Origin of the sequence: Arthrobacter sp. NPDC080082 (assembly GCF_040686595.1) — a bacterium.
Classification (GTDB): Bacteria; Actinomycetota; Actinomycetes; order Actinomycetales; family Micrococcaceae; genus Arthrobacter.
Map to the genome: position 1 here is coordinate 1 of NZ_JBFBKQ010000002.1, position 20237 is coordinate 20237.

Genomic DNA, 20237 nt, shown 5'->3' on the forward strand with positions numbered 1-20237 from the left:
GCTGTGTGGTGGCGCCCCCCCCCCCCCCCCCGGGGGGTTGTGTCCCAACCCCCCACCCCCCCCCCCCCGGCTCCGACAGGCCCGATGCCACTCCCGGGGCGGCAGAAACCGAACGGCTTCGCTGTTTTCCCACCTTTGTCGTCGCGTTACTAGACTTGTAGAAGTCGAAAGAGGTTTTGAAATGTTTGAGTCCGTACAGGGGCTGTTGGATGAGCACGCTGCTATCCAGGCGCAGCTCGGGGATCCTGCTGTGTATGCCGACCAGAAGCTGGCCCGGAAGCTGGGGCGGCGGTCCGCGCAGCTGAACGGCATCGTGGAGGCCTACCACCGCTGGGAGGCACTCAACGATGACCTGGCCGCGGCGAAGGAGATGGCTGCCGAGGATCCCGAGTTCGCGGCCGAGGTGCCCGAGCTGGAGGAGTCCCTTGAGACGGCCGCCGCCAAGCTGCGCCGCCTGCTGATCCCGCGCGACCCGGACGACGCCCGCAACGTGATCCTCGAGGTCAAGGGCGGCGAAGGCGGCGACGAGGCCGCCCTGTTCGCCGCCGACCTGCTGCGGATGTACAGCCGCTACGCGGAATCCCGCGGCTGGAAGACCGAGATCATCTCGGCCACCGAGTCGGACCTGGGCGGTTACAAGGACGTCCAGATGGCCGTCAAGGGCAACTCCAACGACCCCGCCGAAGGCGTCTTCGCCCGGCTTAAGTTCGAAGGCGGCGTCCACCGCGTCCAGCGTGTGCCCGTCACCGAATCCCAGGGCCGGATCCACACCTCCGCCGCCGGCGTCCTGGTGCTGCCCGAGGTGGACGAGCCCGAGGAACTGGAAATCAACCAGAACGACCTCAAGATCGACGTCTACCGTTCCTCCGGCCCGGGTGGCCAGTCTGTGAACACCACCGACTCCGCGGTGCGCATCACCCACCTTCCCACCGGCATCGTCGTCGCGATGCAGAACGAGAAATCCCAGCTGCAGAACCGCGAGGCCGGCATGCGCGTACTCCGCGCCCGCATCCTGGCCCACCAGCAGGAGCAGATCGACGCCGAGAACTCGGCGCAGCGCAAGTCGCAGATCCGCACCATGGACCGCTCGGAGCGCATCCGCACCTACAACTACCCGGAAAACCGGATCGCGGACCACCGCACCGGCTACAAGGCGTACAACCTCGACCAGGTGATGAACGGCGACCTGGAACCGGTGATCCAGTCCGCCATCGAGATGGACGAACAGTCCCGCCTCGACGCCATCGGCGACTAGCGCCCCGGCGCGACCATCCGACGAGACTGATGACCGACCACGATGACGCCTGATCCCGCACAGAGCCTCGCCGACGCCGTCCGCGGGGCGACGGCGGTGCTGGCCGCCGCCGGCGTGCCGAGCCCCAAGGTCGACGCGGAGCTCCTCGCGGGCCACCTCCTGGGCGTCGGGCCGGGGCGGCTCCGCGCCCTCCTGCTCGGCGACAGTCCGGCCCCGGAGGGGTACGCGGATCTTGTGGCCGAACGCGCGCGCCGGATCCCGCTGCAGCACATCACCGGGGTGGCGCATTTCCGCTACCTCGAACTCGCCGTCGGCCCCGGAGTCTTCATCCCGCGTCCGGAGACCGAGTCCGTGGTCCAGTTGGTCATCGATTGGCTGGCGGCGCCAGGCCGGCCCGCCAGGCCCAAGGTGGCGGACCTCGGCACCGGCTCGGGGGCGATCGCCGGGTCGATTGCGCACGAGGTCCCCGGCGCGGAGGTGCACGCGGTCGAATACAGCGAATTCGCGCACGCCTGGGCGGCGAAGAACCTGCTCCCACTGGGGGTCCGGCTGGTCCGCGGCGACCTGCGCGACGCGCTGCCGGAGCACGATGGAACGTTCGACGTCGTCGTGTCCAACCCGCCGTACATCCCGGCCGAGGCGGTGCCCAACGAACCCGAGGTGGCCCTGCACGATCCGCCCGAGGCGCTGTACGGCGGGGGAGCGGACGGCATGGAGCTCCCGGCGGCGGCCGCGGCGTCCGCCGCGCGGCTGCTGGTCCCCGGCGGCTACTTCGTGATGGAGCACGCCGAGGTGCAGGCCGGCTGGATCGCCCGGATGATGGAATCCACCGGCCACTGGACCGGCATCACCACCCATCTTGACCTCAATGGCCGGGAGCGGGCCACCAGCGCCCGGCGCCTGGCAAGCCCCACCGGCGGCGCGGACCGCGAAGCCCAGCCCGGAATGAAAGGATAGGCCAGTGACCACTAGCTACGATTGCAACGATGCGGCCCAACGCGCGGCCGGACTGGAACACGCCCAGAAGGCGATCCGCGAGAACAAATGCGTCGTCCTGCCCACCGACACGGTGTACGGCATCGGCGCGGACGCCTTCTCGCCGATGGCCGTGACCCTGCTGCTGGCCGCCAAGGGCCGCAGCCGGCAGATGCCGCCGCCGGTCCTGATTCCGCGGCTGAATGCCCTCGACGGCCTGGCCACCGAGGTTCCCGCGGAGGCCCGCAAACTGGCCGAGGCCTTCTGGCCCGGTGGCCTGACCCTTATCCTGCACGCCCAGCCCTCCCTCGACTGGGATCTCGGGGAGACCAAGGGCACCGTCGCGCTGCGCCTGCCGGCCGACGACGTCGCCCAGGACCTGCTCACGCTGACCGGGCCGCTGGCGGTCTCCTCCGCCAACCGCACCGGCCGGCCTGCCGCGCAGACCGCCGCCGAGGCCGAGGCGATGCTCGCCGAGTCCGTGGAGGTCTACCTTGAGGGCGGCCGCCGTCCCGTGGACGGCGAGGCCGAGTCCGCCCCGTCGACCATCATCGACGCGACGTCGCTGCCGCTGCGCGTGGTCCGGCAGGGCGCCATCAGCCTGGAACGGATCCGCGAGGTGGTGCCCGGCGTGCTCGGGGCCGGCGAGCAACCGGCGGCCGCGGAAGACGCCGCCAAGCCGGCTGCCGAGTCGCCCGCAGAAACCCCGGAGGCCTAGAGTGCAGCCCAAAGTTGCCGTCGCGGCCGTCACCTTCAACCGCCACGAGGAACTCGCCCTGCTGCTGAAGGGCCTCGCCGCACAGACGGCCCCGATCCACTCGATCGCCCTGGTGGACTCCGGCACGGACCCGGCCGACCGGCTGGTGGCCGAGCAGGGCATGGACAACATCAACTACCTGCGCTCCGAGGCGAACCTCGGCGGAGCCGGCGGCTTCGCCTACGCGATCCTGGCCGCCATGGCCTCCGGCGCGGAGTGGATCTGGATGATGGACGACGACGGGCACCCGGAGGACGCCAGCTGCCTCGAGGAGCTCCTCAAGGCCGCCGACGAACACGGGCTGGACATCATCAGCCCCCTGGTCGCGGCCACGGCCGATCCCAACCGGCTCTCCTTCAACTTCCGGATCAACGGCCTGCTCACCAACGACCGGTCCCGCCTGGCCCCGATGGGCTACCTGCCGGACATGGTCCACTTCTTCAACGGCGCCCTGATCCGCGCCGAGGTCTTTTACACGATCGGCATTCCGGACGTGAAGTTCTTCATCCGCGGCGACGAGGTCGACTTCCTGTCCCGGGTCAAGAAGGCCGGGCTCAAGTACGGCACCCTGGCCACCGTCGCCGTCCAGCACCCCGCCACCTGGACCGAGATGAAGCCGGTCTTCGGCGGCTTCATCACCCCGGTCATTCCGGAAGGCAACTTCAAGCGGTACTGCTACTTCCGCAACCGTGGCTACCTGACCCGGAAATACCGCAACCTGCGCTGGTTCGGCGCGGACGTGGTCGGCTTCCCGTACTACTTCCTGAAGGCCGGTGACCTGAAGGGGCTGGCACACTGGTTCCGCGCCTACTCCACCGGGTTCATGGGCAAGGGCTTCGGCGCACCCGCGGACCTGATGGCCCGGAACGGCTAGGCGGCGTGGAGAAGCTCTACGCCGTCGTCGTCACCTACAACCGGGCGGAGTTCCTGGCGAACCTGCTGGACTCCTTCGCCAGGCTCGACACGAAACCCGAGGGAATCATCGTCGTCGACAACGCCAGCACGGACGGCACCGCCGCGGTGGTCGACCGGGCCAGGACCGCGGGCGACCTTCCCCTGCAGTACGAGCGGCTGGAGACCAACGCCGGGGGAGCCGGCGGTTTCTCCCGTGGCGTCGAACTCGCGCTGGCGGCCGGCGCCGAATGGCTCTGGCTGATGGACGACGACGTCGAGGTCCTCCCCGGGGCTGTCGACGCGCTGGCGAGGTTCACGCCGGACTACTCATGCATCGTGGGACGCCGCTACGACGCCAACGGCCAACCCTTTTTCTGGCAGCACCACTTCGTCGACGCCCTCGGCGTCTTCCTCCCGGTATCCCGCGACGTGTTCAAGCACTCCGACGTCTTCCGCACCAACGTGGGCAACTTCGAGGGCATGCTGATCAGGGCGTCCGTGGCGCGCGAGATCGGCCTTCCCGATCCGCGCTTCTTCATCACCTGGGACGACGCCGTCTACGGCTGGCTCGCCGCGCAGCGCACGCCGGTGGTGTACGTCAATGCGTTCGTGATCCGGAAGGTGCGGGCGCAGCGCCAGGTGGACCTCGGCCTGCGCCACCTCAACGATTCCTCCGACCTGAGCCGGCGCTACGTGATGCGCAACCGCGGCCACGTCGCCCAGTACCTCCGGGCCCACGGCCGGTACAACCGTGCAGGATTCGCGGCCGGAACGGCGCTGACCTTCGGCAAGGAAATCGCCCGCCTGGTCCTCGTCGAACGCACCCTCACGGGGGTCGCTGCGCTCTGGCAGGGATGGCGCGAATCGCGCGAAATCCTTCGCGACCGGGCCTGGAAACCCATGCCGCCGCTGCCCGCAGATGCGGGCCGCGGGAACGAAACGGCTTAGTATCGTTCTAGGTTCCGCGCTGTCCGACAGTCCCGCGCGGGTACTTTTTTGACCCAGGCGCCTTGCCGCCGCAGTACTGGAAGTCGGTTGCACACTCTGTTGACTACGAAATCTGAACCTCGAGAATCCGAGCAGATCCGGGACGAAAAGCCGGCCCTCTGGATCTGGATCCAGCTCATCCTGGACTCCATGTCCTGGGTGGTGGCCGTGATCCTGGCCCTGCTGCTGCGCTACGAGATGGGGATCCGCGTCGAGCAGTTCGCCGGTGCCGCCGTGATCGCGGCGATCGCCGTCGTCGTCCAGGTGCTGACCGGCTACGCCCTGGCCCTCTACCGCGGCCGCTACCCGTTCGGAAGCTTCCAGGAGGCGCGGGCCCTGGTCTTCGTCACCGTGATCGTCGCCGCCTCCATCACCGCCAGCCTGCTGGTGCTCTACGAAGCCATCAACATTGGCCGCAGCGTCGGCCTGATCGCGTTCCCGTTCGCCTGCCTCTTCATGGGTGCCGCCCGCTACGCCAAGCGGCTGTACGTCGAGAGCCGCACCCGGCCCGGCGACGGCGCGCAGAACACCCTCATCTACGGCGCCGGCTTCCTCGGCAACTCCCTCCTCACCCGGATGATCCAAGATCCGGAGTCCCCGTACTTCCCGGTGGGCCTGATCGATGACGATCCTGCCAAGAAGCACCTCCGGCTCTCCGGCGTCCAGGTCCAGGGCCGCGGCGAAGACCTTCCCGCCATCATCCGGCGCACCCGCGCCACGGTCCTGGTGCTGGCCTTCGCCAACGTCGAGGCGTCCGTGGTGCGGCGCATTTCCGACGCCGTCGCCGGCCTGAACATCCGGGTGCTGGTGCTGCCGCCGCTGCGGGACATGCTCGGCGGCTCCGCCCCCGCCGGGTTCTCCGACTTCCGCGACGTCGCCGTGGAGGACCTCATCGGCCGCCGCCCGGTGGACATCAAGGTCGACGAGATCGCCGGGTACATCAAGGGCAAGCGTGTGCTGGTCACCGGCGCCGGCGGTTCGATCGGCTCCGAGCTCTGCCGCCAGATCATGCCGTTCGGCCCCGCCGAGCTGATCATGCTCGACCACGACGAGACCGGACTCCAGCAGACCCAGATCTCCATCACCGGCCGCGGCCTGCTGGCCGGCCGGGACACCGTGCTGGCGAACATCCGCGACGGTGAGGCCCTGAAGGAGATCTTCACCGACCGCCGTCCGGAGGTGGTCTTCCACGCGGCCGCACTCAAGCACGCGCCGCTGCTGCAGCAGTATCCGGTCGAGGCCTGGAAGACCAACGTCTGCGGCACGCTGAACGTCCTGCAGGCCGCCCGGAGTGCCGGGGTCTCCCACTTCGTGAACATCTCCACGGACAAGGCCGCGAACCCCACCACCGCCCTGGGCCACTCCAAGCGCGTCGCGGAGAAGCTGACCGCCTGGATGGCGGGCCAGACCGGCGGCAGGTTCGTCTCCGTCCGCTTCGGCAACGTCATGGGCAGCCGCGGATCCATGCTTCCGCTCTTCACCGAGCAGATCCGCGTCGGCGGTCCGGTGACCGTGACCGATCCCGAGGTCACCCGCTTCTTCATGACCATCCCCGAGGCCTGCCAGCTGGTCATCCAGGCCGGAGCCATCGGCGCTGGCGGCGACGTGCTGATCCTGGACATGGGCGAACCGGTCAAGATCCTTGACGTGGCACAACGCATGATCGCCATGTCCGGCAAGAAGGTGGAGATCATCTACACCGGGCTGCGGCCGGGGGAGAAGCTGCACGAGGAGCTCGTGGGCACCGGCGAGCTGGACCAGCGGCCGCTGCACCCGAAGATCTCGCACACCCGCGCCACCGAACAGGACCCGGCCACGCTGGACCTCGGAGTCTGGCTGAAACGCTGCGAGGCCGAACAGGGCGCCAGCATCGCGGAGATCCCCGACGACGAGTCGGACGAGACGGGACCGATCAGAATCGTCCGGGTCGCCTCGTGACCGCCCTGCTGGTCACCGCCGCCGTCACGCTCCTGGCCAGCTTGCTGCTGCCCTATGCGGTGAAGCCCTGGCTGATCCGGCTCGGCGTGGTGGACGTGCCGTCCGCGCGGTCCTCGCACGTGAAGACCACCATCCGTGGGATGGGCCTGGCCGCGGCGCTGGCCACCGCGGCCGGCTACGGGGTGGCCGTCCTTACCGGCGCCGTCACCGTCAACCGTGCGGTGTTCGCCGTCGTGCTGCTGATCATCGGCGCGTGTGCCGCCGTCGGCTGGACCGAAGACCTGCGCGGGCTCTCCATCCGCGGCCGTGCCGGAGCCCAGCTGGGCATCGGGGCCGCGGGCTCGGCGGTGCTGATCGTCATGACGGGCCAGTCCTTCTGGTGGCTGCCGCTCGCCGCCGTCGCGGTCGCCGCCTACGTCAACATCGCCAACTTCATGGACGGCATCAACGGCATCTCCGGGTTGCACGGCGTCACCGTGGGCGCCGCCTACGCGGCCGCCGGGTCCCTCTCGGACCAGCCCTGGCTCACCGCCGGCGGCGCCATCCTGGCCATGGCCTTCCTCGGCTTCCTGCCCTGGAACCTGGGCCGGGGCTCGGTGTTCCTCGGCGACGTCGGCAGCTACCTTCTCGGCGCCTCCGTGGCCGCCCTCGCCATTGCTGGCTTCTTCACCGGCGTGTACGTCGAGTACGTGCTCTCGCCCATCCTGGTGTATGTGGCGGATACCGGCTACACGTTGCTGCGCCGGATCAAGGCGGGGGAGCGGTGGTACGCCTCTCACCGCGAGCATGTCTACCAGCGGCTGACCGACGTCGGCTTCTCGCACCTGCAGTCCTCCGCCGCTGTCACCGTCTGCACCGCTGCCGTGATCGTCCTCGGCTTCACCGCTGCGACGGCGCCGCTGCCCGTCGTGGCGCTCTGCGTCGCGGCCAGCCTGGCGGTGCTGGTACTGTACGTCGCCAGCCCGGACCTCATCCGCCGCTACCGCCGCAAATCCAAGGTCACCCGCCTCCCCGTGGCCTAGCCATGTTCTATCTCGTGTAGAATTCAGGGGCGGACTTCTCCGCACCCCCGCCCTTACCGCCAGCGACGATTGGGATCCCATGACCTCCAACGCCGAGCCCGGACGCACGCCCGGCCGCGGACGCGTCGGCGTTTCTGGACCCACCACGTCACTCTGGCTGCGCCTGCTGGCGCTCAGTTCGGTGACGGCCGCCGCAGCACTGGTGGTGACGGCCGTTCCGGCCTGGATCTTCAACGGCGGCTTCGGTGCCCTCTCCAGCGCCTTCGGCGGTGTCCTGGTGATGGCGTTCTTCGCCATCAGCCTGCTGGTCGGACACTTCGTCGGCCGGAACAATCCCTCCGGGGCGATCGGCATGTTCGTCGCCACTTACTTCATCAAGGTCGTCGGCTTCGCCGTCGTCCTGTTTGTCCTGGGTGCCCCGGATTGGCTGCACGCCCGCTGGTTCCTGATCGGCGCCGTCGTCACCGTCGTTGCCTGGCAGGCCGCCGAGATCATCGGCTTCAGCAAGGCCCGGCTGCAGATCTACAACGACCCCGACTCCACGGAAGGCGGACCCCATGCCGGACCGTAAAGAGCGAGACGAGAACACCCCCCGGAAGCCGCGAGGCACCACCGGTGCGCCCGGCGTATCAAAGGACGGCGACGACGGCGGATACAACGCCGGGATCGCAGTGTTCAGCTACATCGTTGGCGGAATCATCGTCTGGAGTTTGATAGGGTGGGGTCTGGATAATCTGTGGGGAACCCGCTGGATTGTGCTCGCAGGCGCCCTGCTTGGAGCTGCGGGAGGGTTCTATCTTTCTCATATGCACGGCCTCACCAGCCACCGGTCTACGGCTGGCGAAGACGGCGCTGCAGGTGGCCCGTCCAAGGACGCGGAACAGTAATGCCAAAAAATTTCAGAGGGGGACTGGTTGGCAGCAATGCCGTCGCTCCCCGCCCAACGCCCAATGATGGACACTGCAGAGAGGAAACGCGTTGATCGCGCTTGCGCTCCCGGCCCAAGATTCAGGAGAGTTTACTCCTCCCGGAATTGAACAAATGCACCTGCCGGCAATCCTGCCCTGGGGTGCTGCCGAAGGATTCTCCAAGCAGATGCTGCTGGTGATCCTCTCGGTCGTCATTATCGCCACCTTCTTCGTGCTGGCCGCGCGGAAGCAGCAGCTCGTTCCGGGCAAGCTGCAGTTCGCCGGCGAGGCCGCCTACGGTTTCGTCCGGAACGGCATCGCCAAGGACATCATCGGCGGCAAGGACTTCATCAAGTACGTCCCGCTGCTGTTCAGCCTGTTCTTCTTCATCCTGGTGAACAACATCTACGGCGCCATCCCGGTGATCCAGCTCCCGAGCTTCTCCCACGTCGGCGGCGCCTACGTGCTGGCGGCCATCGTCTACGTGACCTGGATTGCCATCGGCATCAAGAAGAACGGCCTGAAGTACTTCAAGCTGGCCACGGTCCCCAGCGGCGTGCCGGTCTACATTCTTCCGATCGTTATCCCGATCGAGATCATCTCCAACTTCCTGGTCCGCCCGGTGACGCACAGCCTCCGTCTGTTCGCCACCATGCTGGCCGGCCACCTGATCGTGATGATCGCCGGTTCCGGCATCGAGTTCCTGGTCATGCAGGAGAACGTCCTGCTCAAGGGCGCCTCGGTTCTGGTCCTCGCCGGCTCGCTGGCGATGTACATGCTGGAGGCGCTGATCATGGCGCTGCAGGCGTACGTCTTCACGCTGCTGACCGCGATCTACATCGAAGGCGCACTGCACGCCGACAGCCACTAAGGCTCCAAAAGACTTCCCCTCCGGGGGATGAAGCAACCCAAACAACCTGCCACACGGGTGGCATCTTGAAAGGAAGAAAAATGGAAGGCTCCATCAACGGCTCCCTCAACCTCATCGGCTACGGCCTCTCCGCCATCGGCGGTGGTATCGGTGTGGGTCTCGTGTTCGCTGCTTACATCAACGGCGTTGCACGTCAGCCGGAAGCCCAGCGCGTCCTGCAGCCGATCGCATTCCTCGGCCTCGCGCTGACTGAAGCCCTCGCCATCCTCGGCCTGGTCTTCGCATTCGTTCTCAAGTAAACCTTCAGAACACCAGCGAACATCCAGAACCGAGTAGATAAGGACGGGTGAAATATGAAGCAGCTGATCATCTCAGCCGCCAGCGAGGCCGGGTCAAACCCCCTCGTTCCCAACATCTGGGAAATGTTTGTCGTCCTCGTAGGCTTTGCTGTCCTCCTTTACATCGTGACGAAGTACGTTGTCCCGATGTTCGAGAAGAACTTCGCAGAGCGTGCCGAGGCGATTGAGGGCGGCATTGCCAAGGCCGAAAAGGCCCAGGCTGAGGCCACTGCGGCACTCGAAGAGTACAAGCAGCAGCTGACGGATGCCCGCACCGAGGCCAACCGCATCCGCGAGGAAGCCCGTGCCGAAGGCGCCCAGATCCTGGCGGATCTGAAGGAGAAGGCAGCTGCCGAGTCTGCCCGCATCACCGCCCAGGCACACGCCCAGATCGAATCCGAGCGCCAGGCGGCCGTTGTGTCGCTGCGCGCGGAGGTCGGCACGCTGGCCACCACGCTGGCAAGCCGGATCGTCGGCGAGGCCCTCACCGACGATGCACGTTCGGCCCGCGTGGTCGATCGTTTCCTGGCAGATCTGGAGAACCAGAGCGCAGGTGCAGCTAAGTAATGGCAGGTGTATCGAGCGAATCGCTGACCGCGGCACTCGCCGCGTTGGAGCCCACGCTTCCCAACGCGTCGCTGCAGTTGGCTAAGGAACTCTTCGGAATCCTGGGAACGGTGGACAGCTCCGCTGGCCTGCGCCGCGCCCTGACCGACCCGTCCCGCACCGGCAGCGAGAAGTCGGCGCTGGTCACGCAGCTGTTCAGCGGAAAAGTCTCCGCTGACGCCGTGCAGATCGCGAGCGGACTGGCCGGCTCACGCTGGGCATCGGCCCGCGACATCGGCGATGCACTCGAGACCCTGGCCGCCACGGTGGTCATTGCCGTTGCTGAAAACAAGTCGGCAGTCTCTGCCTCGGGCCTCAGCGGACTGGAGGAGCTGGAGAACGACCTCTTCAGCTTCAACCAGGCCGTCGACGCCAGCCACGAGGTTCAGCGTGCCTTGTCCGAGCCGCAGGCGAGCCAGGCAGCCAAGGCTGCCCTTGCCGCCAAGCTCGTCCCCGGTGCCAGCGAGGAGGCCAAGGTCCTCATCGGCCAGGCCGTCGCGCAGCCCCGAGGACTCAAGGTCACCCGGCTCGTCAGCCGTTTTGCGGAGCTTGCAGCCAAGCGCCAGCAGCGCTGGATTGCCACGGTCAGCGTCACCCGTCCGCTGACGGAGGCCCAGACCGGCCGGCTGCAGACGGCGCTCAACGCCCTCTACGGCCGCGAGCTGAAGCTCAACATGAACATTGACCCGGCACTGATCGGTGGAATCCGGATCCAGGTAGGCGACGAAGTGGTTGACGCTTCGGTCCTCGCCCGCCTGGGCCAGCTCCAGCGACAGCTTGCCTAGTCAGCCGGACAAGCACAACTTACCGACAAGAAACCCCGGTCATCGTGAGCAACGATGATCACGAAAACAGGAGAGCAGGGACTGCAGATGGCCGATTTGACCATCAACGCCGACGACGTCCGTAATGCGTTGAACGAGTTCGCGGCGTCCTACGAACCCGGTAACGCAGAGCGCGTAGAGGTTGGCCGTGTAACGACCGCAGGTGACGGCATCGCCCGTGTTGAGGGCCTCCCCTCGGTCATGGCGAACGAGCTGCTTCGCTTCGAAGACGGCACGCTGGGCCTCGCCCAGAACCTCGACGTCCGCGAGATCGGCGTCATCGTCCTCGGTGACTTCAAGGGCATCGAAGAAGGCCAGGAAGTGCACCGCACCGGACAGGTTCTGTCCGTACCCGTGGGCGACGCCTTCCTCGGCCGCGTGGTTGACCCGCTGGGCCAGCCGATTGACGACCTCGGCGAGATCAAGGCCGAGACCACCCGTGCCCTGGAACTCCAGGCCCCGGGCGTGACCCAGCGCAAGTCGGTCCACGAGCCGATGCAGACCGGCCTGAAGGCCATCGACGCGATGATCCCGATCGGCCGCGGCCAGCGTCAGCTGATCATTGGTGACCGCCAGACCGGCAAGTCCGCCATCGCGATCGACACCATCATCAACCAGAAGGCCAACTGGGCTTCCGGCGATGTGAACAAGCAGGTCCGCTGCATCTACGTCGCCATCGGCCAGAAGGCGTCCACCATCGCGGCGGTCCGCCAGACCCTTGAGGATAACGGCGCGCTGGAGTACACCACCATCGTGGCGTCCCCGGCATCCGACCCGGCCGGCTTCAAGTATCTGGCACCGTACGCCGGTTCGGCCATCGGCCAGCACTGGATGTACGGCGGCAAGCACGTCCTCATCGTGTTCGATGACCTGTCGAAGCAGGCCGAAGCCTACCGCGCCGTGTCGCTGCTGCTGCGCCGCCCGCCGGGACGCGAAGCCTACCCGGGCGACGTCTTCTACTTGCACTCCCGTCTGCTGGAGCGTTGTGCAAAGCTCTCCGACGAGCTCGGTGCAGGTTCCATGACCGGTCTGCCGCTGATCGAGACCAAGGCGAACGACGTGTCCGCCTACATCCCGACCAACGTCATCTCGATCACCGACGGCCAGATCTTCCTGCAGTCGGACCTCTTCAACGCCAACCAGCGTCCCGCTGTCGACGTCGGTGTCTCCGTGTCCCGCGTCGGTGGCGCCGCCCAGGTGAAGTCCATGAAGAAGGTCTCCGGTACCTTGAAGCTGGAACTGGCCCAGTACCGCGACATGCAGGCCTTCGCCATGTTCGCCTCGGACCTGGATGCGGCCTCCCGCCAGCAGCTGACCCGTGGCGCACGCCTGATGGAACTGCTGAAGCAGGGCCAGTACTCGCCGTTCCCTGTTGAGGACCAGGTCGTTTCCATCTGGGCCGGCACCAACGGCTACCTCGACGACGTTCCGGTTGAGGACATCAACCGCTTCGAGACCGAGTTCCTGGAGCACCTCAAGCACAAGTCCTCCATCCTGACCACGCTGGCGCAGACCAACGTGATGAGCGACGACACCGCAGAAGCACTGAAGACCGCGATTGTGGACTTCAAGAAGGGCTTCTTCGGCGAGGGCGACAGCCTGCTGGTCGGTGCGGGGCACGAGGAGTACGCCCCGATCGATGAAGACCAGGTCGACCAGGAAAAAATCGTCAAGCAGAAGCGCTAGTTCCGTAGGCCGGGACTGCCGGATCCCTCGAGGGTCCGGCAGTCCCGGCCCAACGGAAGCTTAGGAAAGGATAAGTATGGGAGCCCAGATTCGGGTCTACCGCCAGAAGATCAGCTCGACGACGTCGATGCGCAAGATCTTCAAGGCGATGGAACTGATCGCTACCTCGCGCATCGGCAAGGCCCGCGCACGCGTAGCGGCTTCACTGCCTTACGCAAACGCGATTACGCGTGCCGTTTCTGCTGTCGCAAGCCAGAGCGAAATCGACCACCCGCTGGTGACCGAGCCGGAGCAGATCCGCCGGGCCGCCGTGCTGGTCGTCACCTCCGACCGCGGCCTCGCCGGGTCCTACTCCGCGACCGTGCTCAAGCAGGCCGAAGGCCTCGTCGAGCTGCTCCACGAGGAGGGCAAGGAAGTCAAGATGTACCTCATGGGCCGCAAGGCGCAGGCGTACTTCGACTTCCGGAACCGTCCGTACGAGCGGGTCTGGACCGGCAACACGGACGCTCCGCAGTTCGAGACCGCACGCGAGGTGGGCGAGGCCCTCCTGGCCGACTTCGCCGAGGTCTACGAAGAGGGCGGTGTGGACGAGATCCACGTCGTCTACACGCGGTTCAAGTCCATGGTGACGCAGGAACCGACGGTCATCCGTCTGCTCCCGCTGGAGGTCGTCGAGGAACAGGCTGCCTCCGAGTCGGAGCTGCTGCCGCTCTACGAATTCGAACCGGAGACGGAGCAGGTCCTCGATGCCCTGCTGCCGCGCTACATCGAGTCACGCATCTTCGCCGCCATGTTGCAGGCCGCAGCTTCCGAGCTCGCAGCCCGCCAGCGCGCGATGAAGTCCGCCGGCGACAACGCCACGGAGCTCATCAAGAAGTACACGCGTCTGCGCAACACTGCCCGCCAGGCTGAAATTACGCAGGAGCTTTCCGAGATCGTGGCCGGCGCCGACGCACTGAACGCGTCCTAGCCTGCCCGTCACGGGCCCAGCTGTACCTGCACCACAGAACGAACTTAACCGCCCACGCCATCTACTGAGTGAAGTGAGAGAGATGACTGCCACTGCTACCGAACACGTAGCCGCGACGTCCGGTGCCACCGGCCGTATTGCACGTGTTATTGGCCCGGTTGTCGACGTCGAATTCCCGGCTGACGCAATCCCCTCGATTTACAACGCTCTCACCACCGAGATTTCTCTCAACGGTGAGACCAAGACCATCACCTTCGAAGTTGCGCTGCACCTCGGCGACAACCTCATCCGCGCCATCTCGCTGCAGGCGACCGACGGCCTGGTCCGCGGCACCACCGTGGTCGACACCGGTGCCCCGATCTCCGTGCCCGTTGGCGACGGCGTCAAGGGCCACATCTTCAACGTCCTGGGCCAGCCCCTGGACGTCGCGGAGTCCGAACTGCAGGTCTCCGAGCGCTGGCCGATCCACCGCAAGGCCCCCGCCTTCGCGACCCTTGAGGGCTCCACCGAGATGCTCGAGACCGGCATCAAGGTTATCGACCTCCTCACCCCGTACATCAAGGGTGGCAAGATCGGCCTGTTCGGCGGCGCCGGCGTCGGCAAGACCGTGCTGATCCAGGAAATGATCACCCGTGTTGCCCGCAACTTCGGCGGTACCTCGGTGTTCGCCGGCGTGGGTGAGCGCACCCGTGAAGGCAACGACCTCTGGGTCGAAATGGAAGAGGCAGGCGTCCTCAAGGACACCGCCCTTGTGTTCGGCCAGATGGATGAGCCGCCGGGAACGCGTCTGCGCGTGGCCCTGTCCGCCCTGACCATGGCGGAGTACTTCCGCGATGTGCAGAACCAGGACGTGCTGCTCTTCATCGACAACATCTTCCGTTTCACCCAGGCAGGCTCCGAGGTTTCCACCCTCCTCGGCCGCATGCCGTCCGCCGTGGGCTACCAGCCCAACCTGGCCGATGAGATGGGCCTCCTGCAGGAGCGCATCACCTCGACCAAGGGCCACTCCATCACCTCGATGCAGGCCATCTACGTTCCCGCGGATGACTACACCGACCCGGCTCCGGCAACGACCTTCGCACACCTCGACGCGACCACGGAACTCTCCCGTGAAATCGCTTCCCGTGGTCTGTACCCGGCCGTTGACCCGCTGACGTCGACCTCGCGCATCCTGGATCCGCAGTACATCGGCAACGACCACTACAACACGGCCGTCCGCGTGAAGCAGATCCTGCAGAAGAACAAGGAACTTCAGGACATCATCGCCATCCTCGGTGTCGATGAACTCTCCGAAGAGGACAAGATCGTCGTGTCGCGTGCACGCCGTATCCAGCAGTTCCTCTCGCAGAACACCTACACCGCCAAGCAGTTCACCGGCGTCGAGGGCTCCACCGTGTCCATCAAGGACACCGTGGAAGGCTTCGCGGCGATCTGCGACGGCGAGCTGGACCACATCGCAGAGCAGGCGTTCTTCAACGTCGGCGGCCTGGATGACGTCGAGCGCCAGTGGGCCAAGATCCAGGAACAGACCAAGTAATATGGCTGAGCTTGAGGTTGAGATTGTCGCAGCGGACCACTTCGTGTGGTCCGGAGCGGCCAAGATGGTCAAGGCCCGCACCAGCGATGGTGAAATCGGAATCCTGCCCGGCCACTCGCCCCTGCTGGCGATTCTGGCCGAAGGTGAACTGGCCATCGAGCCTGTTTCCGGTGACCGCATCGCAGTGGACGTTGACGGCGGATTCTTCTCCGTCGACAACAACCGCGTGGTGATCGTGGCCGACAACGCCCAGATGGGTGATTCGGCTACTGCGGGGATCCGCTAGCCCTACCTTGATGGACGATACTGGTCTTCCGTTCATCATTCTGGCAACGGCGTTTGCGTTGCTGGTCTTCGCACTGTGCCTCTCCGGGGTGCGCCGCATTAATCTGCGGCGCGCCCTGGGCACGGTGGACGCCTCCATTTGCGTAGCTGGAAACAGCTGGCAGATGGGGGTTTGTCGTTATCAGGACAACGACCTCGAGTGGTTCCGTCTTGCCTCCCTGAGCGTCCGTCCGAAATACACCTTCCGCCGCAGCTCGCTGGAGCTGATCGGCCGGCGTCCGCCCACCGAAACCGAACTGGTGAAGGTGCAGCCGGAGTCCGTCATCGTCGAACTGCGCTACGAGGGCCGGGACGTCCTGCTGGCCATGCGCTTCGACGCGTACACCGGGCTCTCTTCCTGGCTTGAGGCAGGCCCCGTCATCGGCGTCGGCACCTGGCGCTAACCGCCTTGGACTTCATCGAAGACATCCGGCTGGTGGACGGGCCGGTGCTCTGGGTTGCCTGGGCTGCCGCGGCCGCCGGTGCCGCCTACCTGCTCTGGAAGAGCGGCCGCCGGCATACCCCGGGGGCGACGGCGGTGGTCGTCGGCTCCGCCCTGCTGCTGGGCGCCGGGCTGGTCGCCGGAGTCCATCTCCTCCTGATCTACGTCTTGTCCGTCTTCCCCGAGGAACTGCCCTGGGAGACACTGGCCTGGAGCGTTCCCGGCGTCGCGGCCCTGCTGTTCTGGCTGCTCAGGCTGCACGGCATCTGGGGCCGCCGGCCCTTCCTCGCCGCCATTCCCGGACCCGTCCTGCCGGTGGTGCACCGGATCCGCGCCACCGCAGTGGCCACGGCAGCCCTGCTGGGCGTGCTGCTCCTCTCCGCCGTCCAGATCAACTCCTACTTCGGCCTCAACCACACCGTGAGCGACCTGACCGGCACCGCCGTCGCGCGCATTCCGGTGCTGGAGGACGCGTTGCGCAGGCAGCCCGGGGGAGCCGCCGCGGTTCCGTTGGCCGACTGGACGGCCCCGAACGGCCTGCCGCCGGACGGCACGGTCCGCAAGGCCACCATTCCCGGCACGGCGTCCGGCTTCCAGAGCCGCGACGCCTACATCTACTTCCCGCCGGCGTACAGTGCCACACCCCGGCCCGCGCTGCCCGTCCTGGTCCTCTTCTCCGGCCAGCCCGGGGCCCCGGCCGACTGGCTGACCGGCGGCGCCCTGCGCAGCCGAATGGACCGCTTCGCCGCGGACCACGGCGGGGTGGCCCCGATCGCGGTGGTGGTGGACCCCAACGGGTCCGCCTCCGGCAACACGCTCTGCATGGACAGCCGCATCGCCAAGGCCGACACCTTCCTCTCCCGCGACGTGCCTGACTGGATCCGGGCCACCCTCGACGTCGACGCCGACCCGCACCAGTGGGCCGCCGGCGGATTCTCCTTCGGCGCCACCTGTGCCATGGAGATGGTGACCCGCCACCCCGAGGTGTACAGCGCCGCCCTGGCGTTCTCCAGCGAAAAGGAGCCGTCCCTGGCCAAGGAGCGCCGCAAGACCATCGACGCCTCCTTCGGCGGCGACACCGCGGCCTTTGAGGCACAGACCCCGCTGCGCCTGATGCAGGAACGCCGGTACGAGGGCAACGCCGTGTATTTCGGCGCCGGCGAACGTGACCCCGAGTTCATCGAGTACATGGCCCTGCTCGCAGGGGCCGCACGGAAGGCCGGCTTCACCGTGGAGGACCACCGGATCGCCAACGCCGGGCACTCCTGGGAAGCGGCGTCGCGCGGCATGCCCGGCGGCCTGGACTTCCTCGCCCAGCGGTGGGGGATCAAACGGTGAGCGGGCTGCACGGCATCCTCCGGCAGGCCCGTCAGCTCCCCGTCACCCTGTCGGTCCTGGCCCTCTTCCTCTTTGCCGGTGCGGCCACCGGCAGCTTCCTCGCCGGGCCGCCGGAACCGCTGCTGGACTTTGCCTCCGTCAGCGTCCAGGGGCTGCAGGCCGGGCACTGGTGGACCATGTTCACCTCGCTGTTCTTCGCCACCAACCCGCTGGCGTACCTCGCGGCGTCGCTGATGATCCTTGGCCTGATGGGCGTCGCCGAGCGGCGGGTGGGCTCGCTCCGCACGGCCGTGTTCTTCCTCGCCGGCCAGTTCGCCGCGGTGTCCCTGTTCCTGCTGGTCACCCAGCTGGCGCGCTACGCCGGGGATGGCTGGCTGGGCCTGATGGTCGATGCCCCGCTGATAGGACCCTACGCGGCAATCCTCGCCGTGGCCCTGGCCGCCTGCGGGCTGCTGCCCACCCTGTGGCAGCGCCGGCTGCGGACCGCGGTACTCTCGGTGGCACTGCTGCTGGTGCTGTACGTGGGCCACCCCGAGACGGTGGTGGGCCTCTCCGGTGCCGTGGTCGGCCTGCTGGCCGGGTGGTGGCTGCAGGGGGACAAGGGCACCCTGCAGCGGCACCGATCCACCGGGCGCGAGACCCGGAACCTGCTCTCGCTCACCGTGGCGATCTTCGCCGTCGGGCCGATCCTCACCGCGGTGGTGCGGACCGCGAACGGTCCGCTTGCCTTGCTGCGCGACGTCGTGCTCAACCCGCTGCCCACGCTGAACCAGCTGGAGCAGAACTGCGGCGGCGCCGTGGATGCCTCGTGCCTGGAGGCGGGCCGGCTGGGCTTCGCCGGGCCGCTGGGCCTGGCCCTGGCCGTGGTGCCGGTGGTCCTCCTGCTCATCTGCGCCGACGGCATGCGGCACGGACGGCAGCTGGCGCTGCGGATCGCTATCCTGGTCCAGCTGGGCGTGACGGCGCTGGCCGCGGTCTACCTGGCCCTGTTCGCCCGCATCCCGCATTACCCCAACCGGCCACACACGGCCATCATGGGCTCGGGCTTCGTGCATATCCTGCCGCTCGCGGCGGTGCCGCTGGCGCTGGTGCTGCTGCTGTTCGCCAACCGCCGGCTCTTCCGGGTCGAAACCACCCGGCGGGCCCGGCGGACCCTGGCGCTGACCGTGGGCGGGACCTTCCTGGTTCTGGCCGGCGCGTACACCGGCGCCTGGTTCGCCGCCGGGGGACTGGAGCGCGACGGCGGTTGGCTGGGCCTGGCGGCCGAGCTGGCGCGGCAGTACCTGCCGTTGCCCATCCCGGGGACCTACAACCGGGTCTTCCAGGACCGGAATCCCGTGGAGGCCTTCCTCTTCGCCTACTCCGGCATCGCCTTCTGGGTGGTGGCGCTGGCCGGGGTGTGGCTGGTGCTGCTCCGCCGGGCGCACGGCACCGACGCCGGCCACGGCGACCGGGAGGTGGCACGCCGGCTGGTGCACCAGGGCGGCGACTCGCTCTCCTGGATGGCACTCTGGGAGCCGAACAAGTTCTGGTTCAACCAGGCCGCCCGCGGTGCGGTGGCGTATCAGCAGCACAACAACGTGGCGCTGACCCTCGGCGGACCGCTTGGACCCGCGGCGAACCGGCTGGATACCGCCGAAGGGTTCCTGGACTTCTGCGCGGACAATGCCCTGATTCCGTGCTTCTACTCCTGCACGGATGAAATCTGGCCGCTGCTGCAGGCCCGCGGCTTCCGGCGGCTGGCCGTTGCCCAGGAGACGCGCCTGGGCCTGCAGGAGCTGACCTTCAAGGGCAAGGAGTGGCAGAACGTCCGCACGGCGATGAACCGCGCGGCCAAGACCGGAGTGCACGCCGTCTGGGGCCGTTACCGCGACTTCTCGCCGGCGCTGCGCGCGCAGCTCAGCGAGGTCTCGGAGGAATGGGCGGCCCGGAAGTCCGTTCCCGAGATGGGCTTCACCCTGGGCGGCCTGGACGAGCTGATGGACGACGAGGTGCTGTGCTGCCTGGCCGTGGACGCCGAGGGCCGGGTGCAGGGCGTCACCAGCTGGCTCCCCGTGTACGACGGCGGTGCGCTGGTCAGCTGGACCCTGGACTTCATGCGGCGCCGCGGCGACGCCTTCCCGGGGGTGATGGAGTTCCTGATCGCCTCGGCGGTGACGGAACTGCGCGACTCGGTGGACGTCATTTCCCTCTCCGGATCGCCGCTGGCGCGCGACGAATCCCGCGACGAGGCCCGCGACGACGACTCCGACGGTGCCGGCGGCGAGGGCCTGGCCGGGATCCTGGACGTGGTGGGCCGGGCGCTTGAACCGGTCTACGGCTTCCGCTCGCTGGCGACGTTCAAGTCCCGCTTCAAGCCGGAGTACCGCACGCTCTACCTGTACTACCAGGACCCGCTGCAGCTTCCGGCCATAGGCCGGGCGCTCAGCCGGGCCTACCTGCCCGACCTGTCCGTGCGCCAGAGCGCCCGGCTGCTGCGGACGCTCGTGCGCTAGCGGGGACGGCGGAACGCAAAAAAATGATCCCCGGCAAAAGCCGGGGATCATTTTCTTAAGCCGGGAATGC

20 protein-coding genes are annotated in these 20237 nt (G+C 67.4%); all 20 read left to right on the forward strand.

Annotated elements, in window-relative coordinates:
- The first annotated feature begins 181 nt into the window (after window positions 1–181).
- The 20 genes from prfA to AB0O44_RS04375 all read left to right on the forward strand — a co-directional run bounded on the left by prfA (window position 182) and on the right by AB0O44_RS04375 (window position 20167).
- Window positions 182–1255, forward strand: coding sequence for a peptide chain release factor 1 (gene prfA / locus AB0O44_RS04280; RefSeq protein ID WP_290257390.1), 1074 nt, complete (start codon window positions 182–184; stop codon window positions 1253–1255).
- Between the two features lie 42 nt (window positions 1256–1297).
- On the forward strand, window positions 1298–2212 hold the full coding sequence (gene prmC, locus AB0O44_RS04285; RefSeq protein WP_364134720.1) for a peptide chain release factor N(5)-glutamine methyltransferase: 915 nt from the start codon (window positions 1298–1300) through the stop codon (window positions 2210–2212).
- A gap of 4 nt (window positions 2213–2216) precedes the next feature.
- Entirely contained in the window at window positions 2217–2948 is a 732-nt protein-coding gene (locus tag AB0O44_RS04290) for an L-threonylcarbamoyladenylate synthase (RefSeq protein ID WP_364134723.1), read from the forward strand.
- A 1-nt stretch (window position 2949) separates the two neighbouring features.
- Entirely contained in the window at window positions 2950–3861 is a 912-nt protein-coding gene (locus tag AB0O44_RS04295) for a glycosyltransferase (protein ID WP_290257393.1), read from the forward strand.
- A gap of 5 nt (window positions 3862–3866) precedes the next feature.
- Window positions 3867–4829 (forward strand): glycosyltransferase, encoded by a 963-nt coding sequence (locus AB0O44_RS04300; RefSeq protein ID WP_364134726.1) that lies wholly within the window; start codon window positions 3867–3869, stop codon window positions 4827–4829.
- Window positions 4830–4928: 99 nt separating this feature from the next.
- Window positions 4929–6806, forward strand: a complete 1878-nt coding sequence (locus tag AB0O44_RS04305) for a nucleoside-diphosphate sugar epimerase/dehydratase (protein ID WP_364134729.1) — start codon at window positions 4929–4931, stop codon at window positions 6804–6806.
- Window positions 6803–7828: a glycosyltransferase family 4 protein gene (locus AB0O44_RS04310; protein ID WP_364134732.1), complete on the forward strand. Its 1026-nt coding sequence runs from the start codon at window positions 6803–6805 to the stop codon at window positions 7826–7828. Before AB0O44_RS04305 ends, AB0O44_RS04310 begins: the two co-directional genes overlap by 4 nt.
- Before the next feature lie 79 nt (window positions 7829–7907).
- On the forward strand, window positions 7908–8399 hold the full coding sequence (locus tag AB0O44_RS04315; RefSeq protein ID WP_364134735.1) for a hypothetical protein: 492 nt from the start codon (window positions 7908–7910) through the stop codon (window positions 8397–8399).
- Window positions 8386–8715, forward strand: coding sequence for a hypothetical protein (locus AB0O44_RS04320; protein ID WP_290257398.1), 330 nt, complete (start codon window positions 8386–8388; stop codon window positions 8713–8715). The genes AB0O44_RS04315 and AB0O44_RS04320 overlap by 14 nt, the downstream gene beginning before the upstream one ends.
- Before the next feature lie 91 nt (window positions 8716–8806).
- Window positions 8807–9607 carry a F0F1 ATP synthase subunit A gene (atpB, locus tag AB0O44_RS04325; RefSeq protein ID WP_146337178.1) on the forward strand — a complete coding sequence of 267 codons (801 nt, stop codon included), beginning with the start codon at window positions 8807–8809 and terminating at the stop codon, window positions 9605–9607.
- Window positions 9608–9687: 80 nt separating this feature from the next.
- Complete coding sequence (atpE, locus tag AB0O44_RS04330) at window positions 9688–9906, forward strand: ATP synthase F0 subunit C (protein ID WP_003804776.1); 219 nt, start codon at window positions 9688–9690, stop codon at window positions 9904–9906.
- A 54-nt stretch (window positions 9907–9960) separates the two neighbouring features.
- Entirely contained in the window at window positions 9961–10512 is a 552-nt protein-coding gene (locus tag AB0O44_RS04335) for a F0F1 ATP synthase subunit B (RefSeq protein ID WP_364134739.1), read from the forward strand.
- Window positions 10512–11336, forward strand: coding sequence for a F0F1 ATP synthase subunit delta (locus tag AB0O44_RS04340; protein WP_364134742.1), 825 nt, complete (start codon window positions 10512–10514; stop codon window positions 11334–11336). Before AB0O44_RS04335 ends, AB0O44_RS04340 begins: the two co-directional genes overlap by 1 nt.
- A gap of 87 nt (window positions 11337–11423) precedes the next feature.
- Window positions 11424–13061, forward strand: a complete 1638-nt coding sequence (atpA, locus tag AB0O44_RS04345) for a F0F1 ATP synthase subunit alpha (protein WP_290257405.1) — start codon at window positions 11424–11426, stop codon at window positions 13059–13061.
- A gap of 76 nt (window positions 13062–13137) precedes the next feature.
- Complete coding sequence (locus tag AB0O44_RS04350) at window positions 13138–14031, forward strand: F0F1 ATP synthase subunit gamma (RefSeq protein WP_364134744.1); 894 nt, start codon at window positions 13138–13140, stop codon at window positions 14029–14031.
- Window positions 14032–14113: 82 nt separating this feature from the next.
- Entirely contained in the window at window positions 14114–15568 is a 1455-nt protein-coding gene (atpD, locus tag AB0O44_RS04355) for a F0F1 ATP synthase subunit beta (RefSeq protein WP_290257407.1), read from the forward strand.
- A gap of 1 nt (window position 15569) precedes the next feature.
- Window positions 15570–15854, forward strand: coding sequence for a F0F1 ATP synthase subunit epsilon (locus tag AB0O44_RS04360; protein ID WP_290257408.1), 285 nt, complete (start codon window positions 15570–15572; stop codon window positions 15852–15854).
- A gap of 10 nt (window positions 15855–15864) precedes the next feature.
- The gene (locus AB0O44_RS04365; RefSeq protein ID WP_290257409.1) at window positions 15865–16296 is read left to right on the forward strand and encodes a DUF2550 domain-containing protein; all 432 of its coding nucleotides are present in this window, start codon (window positions 15865–15867) and stop codon (window positions 16294–16296) included.
- A 5-nt stretch (window positions 16297–16301) separates the two neighbouring features.
- Window positions 16302–17672 carry an alpha/beta hydrolase-fold protein gene (locus tag AB0O44_RS04370; protein ID WP_364134749.1) on the forward strand — a complete coding sequence of 457 codons (1371 nt, stop codon included), beginning with the start codon at window positions 16302–16304 and terminating at the stop codon, window positions 17670–17672.
- Window positions 17669–20167 carry a DUF2156 domain-containing protein gene (locus AB0O44_RS04375; protein ID WP_364134752.1) on the forward strand — a complete coding sequence of 833 codons (2499 nt, stop codon included), beginning with the start codon at window positions 17669–17671 and terminating at the stop codon, window positions 20165–20167. The genes AB0O44_RS04370 and AB0O44_RS04375 overlap by 4 nt, the downstream gene beginning before the upstream one ends.
- Window positions 20168–20237 lie beyond the last annotated feature (70 nt).